The sequence below is a fragment of the Planctomycetia bacterium genome (assembly GCA_015075745.1).
Lineage (GTDB): Bacteria > Planctomycetota > Phycisphaerae > UBA1845 > UTPLA1 > UTPLA1.
Genome location: JABTTW010000001.1, coordinates 1,013,683 through 1,029,585, shown reverse-complemented (window position 1 = coordinate 1,029,585; position 15,903 = coordinate 1,013,683). Strand labels below are relative to the sequence as shown.

The following is a 15,903-nucleotide window of genomic DNA, read 5'->3' as shown; positions in this document are numbered from 1 at the left end:
CCACCTGACACTCCCCGTGTCGAGCGGCCTATGTTTTGATACAAACATTCTTCGGCTCCGTAAAAAACCGCAGCGCCTCCTCGCCGCCCTCGCGCCCGACCCCGCTCTGCTTCATCCCCCCGAACGGCACCCGCAGGTCGCGCACCATCCAGCAGTTCACCCACACCGTCCCGCTGTTGATCTTCTCCGCCAGCCGGTGCGCGCGCGAGATATTCTGCGTCCACACGCTCGATGCCAGCCCGTAGTCCGTGCTGTTCGCATACTCGACAACCTCCGACTCATCCTTGAACGGAATAATCGCCGCCACCGGCCCGAAGATCTCCTCGCGATTCACCCGGCACCCGACACCGAGCCCAGTAATCACCGTCGGCTGGAAAAAGTACCCCTCGCGGCAGCGCTCCCCGAGGTCCTTCGGCCGCTCGCCGCCGCACAAAATCTTGCCGCCTTCCTGCTTCGCCAGATCGACATAAAACATCGACTTCTCGAGCTGCGCCTTCGACACCATCGCTCCTTGATCGCTCGTCGCCTCCAGCGGATCCCCGACGCGCAGCTTCCGGGTCGCCTCGACAAACTTCGCCACGAACGGCTCATAGGCCGATTGCTCCACAAAGATGCGCGAGCCGCACAGACACACCTGCCCCTGGTTGGCATACGCCGCCCGCACCGCCCCAGGCACCGTCTGCTCCATGTCCGCGTCGGCGAACACGATCGTCGGATTCTTCCCGCCCAGTTCCAGCGACACCTTCTTGAACATGGGGGCGCACGTCTTCGCCACCTCGCGGCCCGTCACCGTCCCGCCGGTAAATGAGATCGTCCCGATCTTCGGATGCGCCGTGATCGCGCTGCCGACCTTCGCACCCAGCCCGTGCACGATGTTCAGCACCCCCGGCGGCAGCCCCGCCTCCATGCAAATCTGCGAGAACAGATACGCCGTCATCGGCGTGATCTCCGACGGCTTGGCCACCGCCGTATTCCCCACCGCGATGCACGGCGCGACCTTCCACGTCAGCAGATACAGCGGCAGGTTCCACGGCGAAATCAGTCCGCAGATGCCGCGCGGCTGGCGCAAGGTGTAGTTCAGTGCCACGCCGTCGGTCACGTGCGATTCGCTGTGGGCGTGCAGGATCGCCGTCGCGAAGTGCCGGATACTCGACGAAGCCCGGGGAATATCCACCGTCCGCGCCACCGTTAGCGGCTTGCCGTTGTCAATCGCCTCCGCCCTGGCAAGTTCCTCGCTCCGCGCCTCGATCAGATCGGCGATCTTCATCATCACCCGGCATCGCTGGGCCGCCGGCGTCTTCGACCAGATCGGAAAGGCCGCCTCCGCCGCCGCGACGGCCTTGGCAACATCGCGCTCATCCCCATCCGCCACCTGCGAATAAACCTTGCCCGTCGCCGGTTCGTAGTTATCGAGATACGAGCCGGAAATCGGCTCCACCAGTTCGCCGTTGATGTAGTGCCGAATGCTTACCACGTTGATCGATCTCCAATCAAAGTAAACAAGGACTTCATTTCAAATCCTCATGCAGTGGAGGGCATTTGAATGCTTCCTCAATCGCCTTTGCCATTTCCTCAATATCTTCGGGAGGAATCGAACCGGCGATCTTTACAAAGTCTTTGCCGGACATGCCCTTCGGCAACCCTCCGCTCAACGAGCACACAATTTCCAAGGCGCGTGAAAGTCCCTTCTCATCGAGTTGATTGAGTGCTTCAGCTATTTCTCTCTTGAGTCTCTCGCACTTATTGATTCTCTTTCCTCCGCCAATACTAGTTTCCAGGTTCGAGAGGTATTCGGATGCACGCAAATGATCTGATTTCAGCTCACAGACTCCCCGTCCGCCCGCCGTCCACCGGCAGATTAATCCCCGTCACATAACTCGCCGCCGCCGACGCCAGAAACCCCGCCGCCGCCGCGATCTCCTCTGGATCAGCCATGCGGCCCATCGGAATACGCCCGACGATCTCAGCCTTCACCGCGTCTTCACTCGTCCCGCCCGCCTTCGCCTTGGCCTGGATCAATTCCCCCAGCCGCGCCGTATCCGTGTACCCCGGCAGAATGTTGTTCACCGTGATCCCGAACTTCGCCAGTTCGCCCGCCGTCGTCTTCGCCCAAGCCGCCACCGCCCACCGCGTCGTGTTCGAAACACCCAGCCCCGGGATCGGCTCCTTCACGCTCGTCGAAATGATGTTGATGATTCGGCCGTACGCCTCCGACTTCATCCCCGGCAACACCGCCTGCACAAGAATCTGATTGCACAACACATGCCGCGCAATCGCCTTCGCGAACTCTTCCGGTTTCGCCTCGGTGATCGGTCCGTGCGGCGGACCTCCGCTGTTGTTAAGAAGAATATGAATCGGTCCGCTGTCCGCCAGCCATCGTCCCACCCGTTCCTTCAAGGCGTCCGCATCATCGAAATCAACACATACATACCGGTGCTGCTGGCCCTCGCCGGTCGGCAGTTCCTTTCGCACACGCTCCAGCGACCCCTCATCCCGCGCGATCAGCGTCACCTCCGCCCCCAGTCGGGCAAACTGCATCGCACATGCCCTGCCGATTCCCTGCGTGCTGCCGCAGGCAATCGCCCGCCTCCCGGCCAATCCGTAAAGTTTTTGTACGTCCATCGCCTGTTACTCCCGCGAAACTGCGTCAACGCGATTAAGTATCTGTGTAGAAACAAATCCGTCCGTTGCGCCGGTGAACCCCGGCCGGCCAGGGAATTCCTGCCTCTGGCCCGGGCGGGTTCGCGGAACCGGCAGAAACGAACCTGTTTGCCCGACGCCCCGCTGGGCGACAATCCTCAAGAATCGCCCGCGAATCGGCAAACGCTCCTTGGATGGCCATTCACCGCCTGGCATTCATTGTAGACGCCTCCGATCGTGCTGACCATGATCTCCCGCTCACAGGGAAGGCATCCTCCTCAAAAACCTGCTATCCTTACGGGGATGTCGACAGCGCCGACCGAGTCACCCGCAATCGCCTCAATCATGCACGCCGTATGGACCGGCGACGCCCTTTGCGTCTTCGGTGAATCCGCCGCGCCGATCGCCGCCGTCGCGTCGTCGACCAGCCGAAACGGCCGCCCGCCCGCATGGGCCATGACCGCCGCCGCGCTCCACGAGGCACTTGGAAAAATCACCCCCGACGGCCTCTTGGCCTCCTCCGCCGCCGAAGACGCCGTCCGCGTCTGGCTCCCCGTTCGCGGTGAGTCTCCGGTTCCCCACCAGGAAATCGCCAATTCCGATCCGCCCGAGCGCCCGGCAGACCTCTCCGCCTACAAGCTCCCCGCCCTCCGCTTCGGGCCCGCCGACGTCATGGACCTCCTCATGGGGCTCGATGATTCGGCGCTTCAGGCCCACGGCCGCTCGCTCCGCTACTGGGCGACCCTCGCGCGATTCGCCGTCTCGCTCATCGCCCGTCGAAAGTTCTGCCCCGACGTCATCGAGGCCGGTCCCGGCGAGTTGCTCGGCCGATGGCGGCTCCTGACCCATGATCCCGCCGAGCTGCTCTGGCTCGAGCGTTACGTCGCCGTCATGCCGCCGGTGTGCCGCGCCGCCGTCACCGACGAGCCGCTTGACGCCAATGACGCCGTCGAAGGTTTTCTCTCGCTCACCACCGACGCCGTCATCCGCCGCGTCCTCGCCGGCGACGACTTCTTCCAGCAGATCACCCGCAAAGCGCGCGAGTCCTCCGCCTGGGAACTCAAGTGGCTCGCCTCCCTCGTCGCAGCCGACACACGCGTCCACGCCGAAGCCGATGACAACGACGCCGGCGCGGTCAACATTCGCAACTGGATCGGCCAGGCCGAGGAAGACACCGGCCCATCGCCCAAGCTTCGCTTCATCCTTGTGGAGCCGGCCGAAGGCGCCAAGCCCTCCGAGGCAGCCTGGCGTCTCGCCTTCGAAATGCGCCTACCGGAAACCGGCGAGCCCCTCGACCTCACCCAGGTCTGGGCCGAGCGAAACGACGCCCCGACCGTCCTCGGATCACATTTGCTCTCGCGTCGCGTGCAACTCGTCTCGCAGTTGACGCGCGCCGCCGAAGTCTGCCCGGAACTTCGCAGGGCACTCTCCCGCGCTCGCGGTAGCGCCGTCCGATTGACCACGGCCGAGGCCCACGCCTTCCTGCGCGAACGCGCACCGCTCCTCGCCGCCGACGGCTACGAAATCGTCCTTCCCGAGTGGGCCGCCATCTCCGACCAGCAGCTCGGCCTCGAGCTCGTCGTCGAGCCGCGCGCCACACACGGCACAGGCGATCGCGATTTCGGCCTAAGCCCCTTGGGCCTCTCGTCCCTGCTGGACTTCAACTGGCGCGTCGCCATCGGCGGCGAGCAACTCACCATGGACGAGTTTCAAAAGATCGCCGCCCAGAAGGCCCCGCTCGTCAGGCTGCGCGGAAAGTGGATCGGCATCGACCACGAAACCGCCGCCCGTGCACTCGCCTTCCTCGAAAGCCGCCCAAAGGGGCCGATCACACTCATGCAGGCCGTGCGCCTCGCCGGTGGGGCGGAAGAAATCGACAGCGGTCTCCCCATCCTCGGCCTGTCCGGCGCCGATTGGATCGAAGGCTTTCTCAGCCAGACACCCGAACTGAAAATCGAGGCCTTCGATCCCCCGAGCGAGTTTCACGGCGAGCTTCGCCCCTATCAACTCCGCGGCCTCCACTGGCTGTCCTTCCTCGATCAAATCGGAATCGGCGCATGCCTCGCCGACGACATGGGCCTTGGCAAGACCATCCAGCTCATCGCCCTCCTGCTCCACGAGCGCCGCGACGGAAAAAAAGTCGGACCGACCCTCCTGTTCTCTCCCATGTCCGTCGTCGGAAACTGGGAACGCGAAATCCAGCGCTTCGCGCCGACCCTTCGCGTCCTCGTCCACCACGGCCCGCTGCGCCTCTCGGGCGACGCCTTCGTCGAAGCCGCAGAGCAGCACGATGTCATCCTCACCACCTACGGCCTCGCCGACCGCGAAGCCCCCGGCTTCTCCCGCGTCCAGTGGCATCGCATCGCCATGGACGAAGCCCAGAAGATCAAAAACCCCACCGCGCGCCAGACCGTCGCCCTGCGCACCCTGATCGCCGCGCACCGCATCGCCCTCACCGGCACGCCCATCGAAAACCACCTCTCCGAGCTCTGGTCGATCATGGAAGTGCTCAACCCCGGTCTTCTCGGCTCTGCCACCGCCTTCCGCGCCCGTTTCGCACTGCCCATCGAAAAGATGGGCGACCAGAATCGCTCCGATCAGCTTCGCCGACTCATTCGTCCCTTCGTCCTGCGCCGTCTGAAGTCCGACCCCATCATCTCCCGCGACCTCCCCGAAAAAATGGAGATGCGCGTCTTCTGCAATCTCACCCCCGAGCAGGCCGCCCTCTACGAACGCACCGTCACCCAGACCCTCGGCGAAATCGAAACCGCCACCGGCATCCGCCGTCGCGGCCTCATCCTCGCCACCCTCACCAAGCTCAAACAGATATGCAACCATCCCGCCCACTTCCTCGCCGATCAGTCGGCCCTGGACGATCGAAGCGGCAAGTGCGAACGGCTCATCGAAATGCTCGAGGAAGTCCTCGACGAAGGGGACGAAGCCCTCGTCTTCACCCAGTTCAAGCAGATGGGCACGTTGCTGCAGCGGCTCATGCAGGATCGCCTGAAGATCGAAGTCCCCTTCCTGCATGGCGGCACCCCCATGAAGAAGCGCCGCGACATGGTCGAAGCCTTTCAGCAAGAGGGCGGCAAATGGCGCGTATTCCTCTTATCCCTCAAGGCCGGCGGATTCGGCCTCAACCTGACCAAGGCCAATCACGTATTCCATTTCGACCGCTGGTGGAATCCCGCCGTCGAGGAACAGGCCGCCGACCGCGTCCATCGCATCGGCCAGCTCCGCCGCGTCCAGATTCACAAGTTCGTCTGCATCGGAACCGTCGAAGAGCGCATCGACCGCCTCCTCGCCGAAAAAGCCGCCCTCGCCGATCGAATCGTCGGCAGTGGTGATGAGTGGCTCACCGGTATGTCCACCGTCGAACTCCGCGACTACCTCGCCCTGTCCAACGAAGCCGTCTCCGAATCCTGATCAGCCAGGCCCGGTGCCGACCCCTCCACATGCACGGCGATCCGTGGTAAGATCACACCTCTCCTATGCCGCAGAACTCAAAGAAACAACCGCCCCGGCCCGCTCTAAACGCATCCCCTCGCATCGGCCCGCAAACTGATCCCCCAACGCCATCGCACAACCTCCCCCCCGATCCCACGACATTCTGGAACGGCAAAACCGACCTCGCCGAATTCCCGCCATTCCCGCAGTCCGACGCAACCCCCGTCCTCAAAAAGCTCGGCCCCTTGCCCTTCCCGCGCGGCAACTTCCCGATCGTCGGTTTCCTCGCGACCCTCTACGATCACGTCTCCACCCACGCCGCCCAGTGGCTTGGCAATGATGACAATTCCAGGCAGCAACAGGAATAGTCCCGCCGTCTCCCCGATACCTTTTTGCGATGGTGATGCGCCGCCGACTCGCCTGAGCGTTCGCCCATGCTACTCGCCGGTGTCAACGCCCCCGGCGAGCCACCTCGGCGCGGTCCGGCCCAGTCTTTCCATCTCCGCGACGATCTTCGGCTGATCCGGCAGTATCTCCAGCGACCGCCGATAGTGCGCAATCGCCCGCTGCCGCGCCAACCGCCGGCTCGGTCCGCCCACGTCCGACAGCCGTGCGTTCATCGCCGCGCAGGCATTGTGGATCCGCGCGTCCTCCGGCGCCAGCTTCAGCGCCGTGCGATACGCCCGCATGGATTCGGAATACCGCGATAGAGATTCGTACAATCCCGCCAAAAGTAAAAAGGGCTCCGCCGATCCGTCGTCCATCCGCGCCGCATGACAAAACGCCTCGATCGCCTGATCCGTTCGCCCGTTGATGCGGTGACAAAGCCCGATCCCCTGCGCCGCTCGCCGACTCTTTGAGTCGATCGAAAGCGCATGCCGATAAGCCCGAAGCGCCGCGTCCACCAGCGCCTCACGGTCCATCGACGTGACCGCCTTCCGCCGCAGCGCGTCCCCAAGTGCCACAGCATAGACACTTTCCGACGGCGCATGCTTCACCGCCTCGCCATAATGTCCGATTGCCTTGTCCGCGTCCCCCAGCGCCTCGGCCGCCCGGCCCGCCCCCATGTGCGCCGTCGCGCAGCCCGGCCAATATCGAAGCGCCTTGTCGTATGCCTGTGCTGCGCCCGCGAAGTCCTCCGCCGCGGCGAGTTCGTTCCCCTCTGTCGTCGCCCGCGCCGCAAGTTGTTCATACGCCGCGTCAAACGGCCCCGATGCCCCATGCCGGCATCCCACCGCGCCCACGACAAGCATCATTGTCATCGCGCGAATCTTCCGCCCGTTTCCTGATGCGCATGGCTTTTTGCGAGTTGGCATCCCTACCACCGCGGCCCTTCATCCGACTGCCCAACTCTTATATCGGCCAGCCTCATCCAGCGCCTTCGCAAGTACAACCCATACCCGAACTTACGCTGCCAATGCTTTGACTTTGCCCCCCGCGCACTTATCATATTCAAAGCAGGCGACCGGCCGGCAGGGATGGCCGCGACCGACAGAATCCTTCGAATAACGGATGCCCCCCATGAGAACTCTCGCCGCCATCCCCGTTTTCAACGAGGCCCGCTACGTCGCACGCGTTGTCTCCGACGTTAAAGAGTGTCTCTCCGACGTGCTCATCATTGATGACGGCTCCACCGACGACACCCCGCGAATTCTGCGCGACATCGGCAATATCCACCTCATCACCCACCCCGAGAATCGCGGCTACGGTCAGAGCCTCATCGATGCTTTCGCCTTCGCCAAGCGCGGCGGCTACGACTGGATCATCACCCTCGACTGCGACGACCAGCACGAACCCGACCGCATCCCCGAGTTCATCGCCCGCGCCGCCGAGGACGACGCCGACATCATCTCCGGTTCGCGTTACCTCCTCGACTTCCCCGTCAGTACCCAGGCCCCCGAAGACCGTCGCCGCATCAACATGCGAATCACCCGCTTCCTCAATGAGAAGCTCGGCCTCTCCCTCACCGATGCCTTCTGCGGTTTTAAGGCCTACCGCGTCTCCAGCGTCGCCGAGTTGCCCCTCACCGTCCCCGGCTACGCCTTCCCCATGCAGTTCTGGGTGCAGGCCGTCCGGCATTGCCTTCGCATCGTCGAGCTGCCCGTCCCCCTGATTTACAACGACCCCACTCGCCACTTCGGCGGCATCCTCGACGATCCCAACTCCCGGCTCGATCACTACATGGACGTCTTCCATGCCGAATTCAACCAGCCCGCCAAGTCTCGCTCCGCCGTCCAGCGCTGCGGCACGACCTGCAAGTAACTCACAAGTCCCCCGCGTCGCCCTGATCCCCGCCGCGCCCCTGCCGCGCCCGCGATCTGCGCCTAACATACCGAATCAATGAGCCGGCTCGCTTCCCAAACCGACATCGATCGCCTCGCCGCGCCCGGCGACGACGGCGACTGCCTCATTCATCCTGACCCCGCTGCCTTCGCCGCATGGACCCGTGCAAACCGCGCGGCACTCTCCGCCTCTCCGCTCCGCATCCTCGACCGTCCCCTCAAGTCTTTGCGCGACGCCTGGGTGGGCGATAGTCCCGTCGTCATGACCGGCCACCAGCCCGAGTGGATGCACCCCGGCGTCTGGATCAAGAACGTCGCCGCCGCCGAACTCGCCGCGCGGCTCGGCGGTAGGGCGGTCTTCCTCATCGTCGACAGCGACGTCCCCGCCGGCCTCAACATTCCTTATCCCGATCGCTCCGCCGACCCCATGCGCCGCGCCTACGCCCCCGCCCCGCGCGCCGCCGCCGGTCGCGCCTACGAGCACCTCGCTTCAAGCTCACCTGACGACTGGAACGACGCCTTCGCCGCCATTCCCACCGATCCCGATTCAGGCCTCGCCGCCTTCCAGACCGGCTTCCAAAGTGTTCCCACTCAGGTCGACGGCCACGCCGCAGGCTACGTCGACCGCTGGTGCGCCGCCGTCAGCGAACTCGACAGGGAAATCGGAGTATCGACGCCGAGTTTCCTTCGTATCAGCGATGTCTTCTCCGGCAGGGGGCCTGACAGCGGTGCCGCCGCCATGACCTTCACCGCCGCGATCATCCTCGCCGCCCGCGAATCTGCCGCCGCCTACAACGCCGCCCTCCAGGCTTACCGCGACCGCCGCGACATTCGCGGCACGCGCCACCCCATCCCCGATCTTGAAGTGCACGGCCCCCGCGTCGAGCTTCCCTTCTGGGTCGTCCATCCCGATCGCCCGCGCCGCCGCCTCTTCGTCGAGGCCCAGGATCGCTCGGTGGTTCTCTTCTCGGAAACCGACCAAATCGGCGAGATCGAAGCTGCATCCCTCCGGCTGGACCCCGCCGCGTCGCTGCCCGCCGTCATTGCTCCGCTCGGCCTGCGCCCTCGCGCCCTGGCCCAGACCCTCTTTGTCCGCCTCGTTTGCTGCGACCTCTTCATCCACGGCGTCGGCGGCGCAAAATACGATCAGATCACCGACGATCTTATCCAGCGCTTCTACAACATCGACCCGCCCGCCTTCGCCTGCGTCTCCGCGACCCTCCGTCTGCCGCTCGATCTCTACGGCGTCAGTCCCGAAGACGTCCGCGCCCACGCCCGGCAGGCCCGCGATGTCATGTTCAATCCCCAGCGCTACGTCACCGTCGAAAACCCCGAAGACCCGCTCGCCCAGCTCGCCGCCCGCCGAACCGCCGCCATCGAAGACTCAGTCCGCCTCCGCACGGAGTCTCCCGGCGACCGTCCCGCGCGCCGCGACGCCTGGCGCCGCATCCGCCAGGCCAATCACGATATCCTTCACACGCAAGGCGACCTGTATCTCGCCTCAAAAGAATCCGCTCAAGCGCTGATCCGTCGCCTTGAGCACGACCGCATCGCCGGTGGGCGTGAGTGGTTCTACGCCCTCCATCCCATCCCCCGCCTCCGCGCCCTCCGCGACCGCGTCTCCGCCCAATTCTCTAACATCGTTCCCAGTTAGCCCTGCCCCCGGCATCTCTTCGCTGCGCCTCATCCGTGACTGATTCTGACCTATGACACTTCAACTGCCCGAATCGGCCCCAGCGGCAGTTCAATCTTCGGCGTATCAATGATCACCCGAATACACGCCGCCCGAACCTCAATCGGCGCATCTGACCCAATCCTGCCCGGCGTCTTCGCAATCTCCCTCCGAAACGCGTCCGCCAGTCCCGCCGCATCACCCATGAATTCGCAGCTCACCACGACCGTCTCCGCATCGCCCGCAAATCCCATCTCCGCACACCGCGTGCAGATCGTGTTGTCCACGTCGTACCCCTCGCGCGTCACCGCGTCATTCGCCTCATCCATCAGCCTCGCAAAGGTCCGCCGCAGCAACGAAACATCAATCGGCCCCGGTTCAATCACCTGCCGATAGTCCAGCACGATGTCGGCAATCAGCATCCCAATCGCCGGTAGGGCCGCGGCATGCGGCGGAATCAACACCCGCGCCAGCCCGCACTCCGCCGCAATCGCCTCGGCATGTAATGGCCCCGCGCCCCCGTAAGCAATCAATAGCGCAGCCTCCGCCGCCGCCGATCGGATCTGCTCGCCCAATGCTGCCGCGATCGTGCCCACAATCGCCGAGCCCGACTCGATCCGCCCGTCCGCTCGCCCCGCAACTCTCCCGCTCGGATCGACAACCCCGCAGTGCCATCGCGACGCCCCGACCTCCAAAAAACAAACGTTCCGCTCGCCCAGTCGATTGCCCAACTGCCGGACAATCGCCATCGCCGGATCGCACGCCGGCTCGTCGGATACAAATCGAATCAACTTCGCCCCATGCCCGATCGCCGCCGTCTCAATCTCTCGCCGATTCGCCTCCGCCTCGCCGCCCAATCGGCAAATCACCTGATACGTTCCCGCCGGCGCGACAAGGCCCATCCACCTCGGCCACTCCTCGCCCGGCAACCCAATCGCCTGCCGCTCAACATGCAAAGTCCTCCCGTCGAATCGGCACAACGACACAAAGGCCGATCCGATATCAACGGTCACGATGGGGCAGTGGGGCGTCATCGGCGAACATTCTCGTCAGGCTTGCGACACCGCACCGTGCGGCGATGATGCCCGACATGCTATTCGGTCCCCACACGATTGCGACCTCTCCGCCGATCTTTCCTGCGCCGCTCGACCGCCGCGCCGCAATCGTTCTCTGCATGGCCGGCTTCGTCATCAGCGCCGCCTGCGGCATGATCCACAAAGGCGGCATCCTCCACTTCGACGACCTGACCCATTTCCTCTACGCCAAATGGGCATGGACCTGGCCCGCCTACCTCGTCAACGACTGGGGCCGACCCGGTTTCACCGCGCTCTACGCCTTGCCCGCCTCGCTTGGCTGGGGGGCCTGTCGAATCTTCTCCGCTGCCTTGACCGCCGCGTCTGCCTACTTGGCATGGAGCATCTCAGCCCGACTCAGGATGCGAAGCGCTTGGGGCGCAGTCATTTTCGCGTTCGCCCAGCCCCTCTTCTTCCAGCTCTCGCAGACCACCCTCACCGAAACCGCCCTGGCCTTTTACCTGATCCTCGCGACGCGATGCGCCCTGTCGAAGCAATGGACAATCTCTTCCGTCGTTCTCTCGCTGGCCCTCGTCACCCGGCATGAAGCCATCGTATTCCTCCCGATCTGGCTCTACTGTGCCGCCCAGGAAAAACGCGCCATTCGCAAACTCTGGCCGCTCCTCTGGGCCCCGCTCGCCGTGAATCTGCTCGCCTGGGCCGCCGGCTCCAAGCCCGCTATCGAACAATTCCTCAATCCCACCGGCACAGGACAATACGGTAGCGGCGGATGGCTGACGTTTTTCAGCCGAAGCATGGAAGCCTTCGGCCCGGGAATCGGCATCCTGGCAATGATCGGTATCGCGCCCCTAACCCGCATCGGCGGCGGCCTGGTCGCCGCGTCTATCGCCATCTATTTCATCGCCCAAACGGCCGTCCGCGCGTTGGGCCTCTACGACACCGGCGGCTACGCCCGTTTCCTCGTCGGCATCAGTCCACTCATCGCCATCTCAGCCCTCGCAGGTTGGAACCGCCTGTTTGAAAGCGAGCCTCAGGCCCGCCGAAGAAGCGCCATCCTCGTCGCCATCGCCATGGCACTCCTCTGGCTTTCGATGGAGCGGCAACTCATCCTCCATGGCGCAACCGATGTGGTTACGGCGGAGCTGCCGAGAGTCGACGTAGCCGTAAAGGCGATTCGTTGCGCCACCATCGCTGTCATACTGGTGACACTTTCCGTCATCCTGAAGGAGCGATCGTCTGGTGCCGGGCGATTCTCAGTAGCGGCGATTCCCACCACCCTCGCAATCATGATGGCCCTCGCGGCATCGGTACTGTGCGGCCCGTTGCGCCCGCCGCCCGAGGCCGCGATCATCGCCGACGTTCGCCGCCAGCTTCGCTCCATGGGTCATGCCGACCAGCCCATCATCTCCGCCTGCGTCTGGATGGATTACGTCACCGTCCGCAGCTTCCCACCCTGGCGCCCAACCCTCCGGCAGGAACTGGATGCCGCGCCGCCAGGCACGCTCTTCGCCTGGGAGCGCCAGTTCGCCGAGTCTGCCGACCACAATCTGCCGCTGGCCGAGTTTGCCGCCGATCCGCGATGGCGGCTGATCCTGGAATCACCCCCGCTCCCCAGTGACCGTTTTCCCTACATGCACGTCTTCCTGAAGCAGCCCGCCCCCGGCCCCTGATCCGCCCATTCAGGACCACCCCGGATTCAAATGTAGCCATGGCTACATCTGCTTGCCACCACGTCACGAGAACAGTATGATTCCCGATCTCACGTGGGTGATGTCGGATTCGCTGATCGGTGCGCGGCCGTGCGAGTCCCGGCCTTGAGGATCTTTTGTGACATCGCGATTCGGTAAGAAGCCCGACGGATTGGAAGCACGCTTCTCTCGCGTGCTGATGATCGGCCTCGACGGCGCGACCTTCGACGTCCTCCGCCCCCTCATGCAGCAGGGCCTCATGCCCAACCTCGCCGCCTTAACTGAGGACGGCACCTCCGGCGTTCTCGAGTCCACCCGTCCCCCCATCACTCCCGCCGCCTGGACCACCTTCATGACCGGCAAGGGGCCCGGCAAGCACGGCATCATTGACTTTCTCCGCTACGACCCGGAAAGCAACCGCCTCGTCTTCAACAACAATCAAAAGATCAACCAGAAAACCCCGACCATCTGGCAGATCCTCAGCGAGAAGCGTTACCGCGTCGGCTCGATCAATGTCCCTATGACCTACCCCCCCGAGCAGGTCAACGGCTTCATGATCAGCGGCTTCGACACGCCCACCGGCAAGGACTTCACCTGGCCCAAGGAGCTCCAGTCGGAAATCCTCTCGCGCTACCCCGACTACACCCACGAGAAAAAGTGGGAGCGCAAGGCCCTCGGTGGCGACAAGCTCTTCGCCGACAACCTCCGCTACATCAGCCAGAGCTTCGACCGCGGTGTCGAGCTCGCCAACTTCTGCGGCGAAAAATACGGCTGGGATGTCATGATGGTCCTCTTCAAGCTTGTCGACAACCTCCAGCACAAAGCCTGGCGATACCTCGACCCGCGCACCCGCGACATGGACCCCGATCGACACCGCATGACCGTCGAATGCTTCGCCCGCCTCGACGGCGCCATCGGCAGGCTCCGTGCCCTCGCCGAGGACAATAAGGCAACCATCCTCATCATGTCCGATCACGGCCACGGTAGCCTCGACGCCAAGGCCCAGCCCAATCTCCTCCTGGCCAATTGGGGCTACCTCAGCCTTCGCAGCAACCTCGCCCGCGCCCAGACCCGCGGCGCCGTCTGGTGGCGCCGCTTGACGCGCTCCAAGAATGGCCAGCCCGCCGCCTCCGTCGGCGAGCTCGATCACGATCTCGCCTTCGACTGGAGCAAGACCCAGGCCTGCGTCCTCCACGCTGGCATCTACGGCTACCTCTACATCAACCTGAAAGGTCGCCAAAAGCACGGCATCGTCGACGAGTCGCGCTACGACTCCCTGCGCGATGAGATTCGCAAGCGCCTTCTCGCCGCCACCTGTCGAGATCGCGACGGCAACGAGATGAAAATCTTCCCTGAGGTCTACAACACCGAAGACCTCTACGGCTGCCGCCGCAAGGACTACCCCTGGATGCCCGATCTGTTGTTGGCTCCCGCCGATGGCCTCGCCGTCGTCAAGAAAATTCGCGGCAGCTCCCCCGTCCGCTGGGTCCCTCTCGATCGCCTCGAAGGCACCCATCGCCTCGAAGGCATCTTTATCGCCCAGGGTCCCGGCATCGCCGCCGGCAAGAAGATTCATGCCCACATCGAAGACATCGCCCCGACCGTCCTCGCCGGTCTCGGCGAGCGCGTCCCCAAGGACATGGACGGAAACGTCCTCAGCGCCATCTTCGACGAGCCCGTCGAAGTCCATTACGAGCCGCCGGTCGAGCGCAAGATCGACGAGCACGACACGGCCGCAATGACCCAGCGCCAGATGGAAGAGGTTGCCGACCGCCTCGGTGCCCTCGGCTACCTCGACTAATCGCCCGTTTCTTGCGCCGCCCCGCGCCTCGCCGCATCAGCGCGCAGCAGTTCCCCCCACATTGCATCAGTCTTCGCCACGCTGATCTTCGGATTCGGCTCATCGCTCAGAATATGCCACGTAGGCAGCTTGCGCCCATCCAGCCAGATCGAAGGCGTCCCCTCCACACCCAGTTCGTTCGCCAGCGCCACATCCGCCTTAACGCCTGCCTCGCTCGCCTCACTCTCAAACATCTTCTGAAACTCACCCGCGTCGATCCCCGCCGTCCGCGCCAGCGCCGCATAAGGCCGCGAGGCAAAGTCGTCCGCGCTTCGATACAACAGCGTCCGGTACGCCTTCGCCTTCTCCGCCGTCGTCGAAAGCTGCGCCGCCTCCGCCGCACGCGCAGCCTCGCACGCAAAGTAGTGAAACGTCTTCGTCACCGACGGATTACACGCCCGGCACATCGGCGCATGCAAAAAGACAATCCGCAGCTCCTTCGGAAAAAGCTGCCCCAGCCGATCCGCATAATCGTGAAACCACGCGCAGTGCCGGCACTCAAAATCCGTGAACGCCACCAGCGTGTGCGCCGCGCCTTCCGGCCCAATCGACGCCGCCCCCTGCCGAATCCGCATCGCCCGCGGCGCCTGCGCCCCCAGCTTCCACGAGACATACGCCGCGTTATTAGTCGCCGCCATCAGTTCCAACTGCATCCGCCGCGTGGCAATCTGAAGCTGATACGCGAACACAGCCAAAAAGATAATCACCATCGCGCCGCCGCATCCGATGATCGTGCCCAGCGCCCTGCCCATCGATGGATAAGCCGGCGACGTCTCTTCCGTCGCCCGCCTTCGCGGCCAAGTCAGAAAAACGATCATCGCGACAACAAGGTTCACCCCATGCGCCGCCACGCACCACGTGCACCAGACCGGCAGCCTCGCCGCCATCACATAAACAAAAAAAGCCGAGCCGATCAGTCCGGCCGCGCACAATCCCGCCGGCACGCCGTGCCACCGCCGACCCGCCATGTTGGGAATCCCGACCGCAACAAACCACGCCCCAATGACCGCAAAGTACATCACCCCCAGCGCCGCCACCGGCGCCGGCCCGATCTTCGCCCACTTACTGGCCAGCACATAGTCGCAGTTCACCGCCTCGCTCGGTGTGCAAAGCGAAGCCCCCAGTCCCGACGCCCCCGTCGTCGAATCTCCCACGCTCATGTTCACGAGCGTCACGCAGATATAGCAGCCCACCGCGGCCAGCGCGACGACCGCCCATCGTCCAAGCGATTGGTTTGATCTCATTTGGCTGCTGCGCTGTCTCTCATGACTGCCGTGGCCTGATGGCAGAATGCTCGCCG

12 protein-coding genes are annotated in these 15,903 nt (G+C 64.2%); 6 read left to right on the top strand and 6 right to left on the bottom strand.

The features are described from left to right. Positions 1 to 28: 28 nt before the first annotated feature. The 3 genes from HS101_04110 to HS101_04100 are packed head-to-tail and all read right to left on the bottom strand — an operon-like array spanning position 29 to position 2,622. Positions 29 to 1,474, bottom strand: a complete 1,446-nt coding sequence (locus HS101_04110; protein ID MBE7505452.1) for an aldehyde dehydrogenase — start codon at positions 1,472 to 1,474, stop codon at positions 29 to 31. A 34-nt stretch (positions 1,475 to 1,508) separates the two neighbouring features. Then, the gene (locus HS101_04105) at positions 1,509 to 1,805 is read right to left on the bottom strand and encodes a hypothetical protein (protein MBE7505451.1); all 297 of its coding nucleotides are present in this window, start codon (positions 1,803 to 1,805) and stop codon (positions 1,509 to 1,511) included. A gap of 16 nt (positions 1,806 to 1,821) precedes the next feature. After that, positions 1,822 to 2,622 (bottom strand): SDR family oxidoreductase, encoded by an 801-nt coding sequence (locus tag HS101_04100; GenBank protein MBE7505450.1) that lies wholly within the window; start codon positions 2,620 to 2,622, stop codon positions 1,822 to 1,824. A 363-nt stretch (positions 2,623 to 2,985) separates the two neighbouring features. On the opposite strand from HS101_04100, the gene HS101_04095 reads away from it, so the two are divergent. Together HS101_04095 and HS101_04090 are read left to right on the top strand one after the other, a co-directional pair. Then, positions 2,986 to 6,066: a DEAD/DEAH box helicase gene (locus tag HS101_04095; GenBank protein MBE7505449.1), complete on the top strand. Its 3,081-nt coding sequence runs from the start codon at positions 2,986 to 2,988 to the stop codon at positions 6,064 to 6,066. 65 nt (positions 6,067 to 6,131) lie between these two features. Continuing rightward, the gene (locus HS101_04090; GenBank protein MBE7505448.1) at positions 6,132 to 6,455 is read left to right on the top strand and encodes a hypothetical protein; all 324 of its coding nucleotides are present in this window, start codon (positions 6,132 to 6,134) and stop codon (positions 6,453 to 6,455) included. A gap of 69 nt (positions 6,456 to 6,524) precedes the next feature. On the opposite strand, the gene HS101_04085 is transcribed toward HS101_04090, so the two are convergent. Further along, entirely contained in the window at positions 6,525 to 7,349 is an 825-nt protein-coding gene (locus HS101_04085) for a tetratricopeptide repeat protein (GenBank protein MBE7505447.1), read from the bottom strand. 259 nt (positions 7,350 to 7,608) lie between these two features. Between HS101_04085 and HS101_04080 the strand changes: the two genes are divergently transcribed. Together HS101_04080 and HS101_04075 are read left to right on the top strand one after the other, a co-directional pair. Continuing rightward, the gene (locus HS101_04080; GenBank protein MBE7505446.1) at positions 7,609 to 8,349 is read left to right on the top strand and encodes a glycosyltransferase family 2 protein; all 741 of its coding nucleotides are present in this window, start codon (positions 7,609 to 7,611) and stop codon (positions 8,347 to 8,349) included. A gap of 78 nt (positions 8,350 to 8,427) precedes the next feature. Continuing rightward, positions 8,428 to 10,023, top strand: coding sequence for a hypothetical protein (locus HS101_04075; GenBank protein ID MBE7505445.1), 1,596 nt, complete (start codon positions 8,428 to 8,430; stop codon positions 10,021 to 10,023). Positions 10,024 to 10,073: 50 nt separating this feature from the next. Here the strand turns inward: HS101_04075 and HS101_04070 are convergent, their stop codons facing one another. Next, positions 10,074 to 11,075 (bottom strand): hypothetical protein, encoded by a 1,002-nt coding sequence (locus tag HS101_04070; GenBank protein MBE7505444.1) that lies wholly within the window; start codon positions 11,073 to 11,075, stop codon positions 10,074 to 10,076. Positions 11,076 to 11,131: 56 nt separating this feature from the next. On the opposite strand from HS101_04070, the gene HS101_04065 reads away from it, so the two are divergent. Both HS101_04065 and HS101_04060 read left to right on the top strand, forming a co-directional pair. After that, on the top strand, positions 11,132 to 12,745 hold the full coding sequence (locus HS101_04065; GenBank protein MBE7505443.1) for a hypothetical protein: 1,614 nt from the start codon (positions 11,132 to 11,134) through the stop codon (positions 12,743 to 12,745). A gap of 157 nt (positions 12,746 to 12,902) precedes the next feature. After that, on the top strand, positions 12,903 to 14,564 hold the full coding sequence (locus HS101_04060; protein ID MBE7505442.1) for an alkaline phosphatase family protein: 1,662 nt from the start codon (positions 12,903 to 12,905) through the stop codon (positions 14,562 to 14,564). Here the strand turns inward: HS101_04060 and HS101_04055 are convergent. Beyond that, complete coding sequence (locus tag HS101_04055) at positions 14,561 to 15,847, bottom strand: thioredoxin domain-containing protein (GenBank protein ID MBE7505441.1); 1,287 nt, start codon at positions 15,845 to 15,847, stop codon at positions 14,561 to 14,563. The genes HS101_04060 and HS101_04055 overlap by 4 nt on opposite strands. Between the last annotated feature and the right edge of the window lie 56 nt (positions 15,848 to 15,903).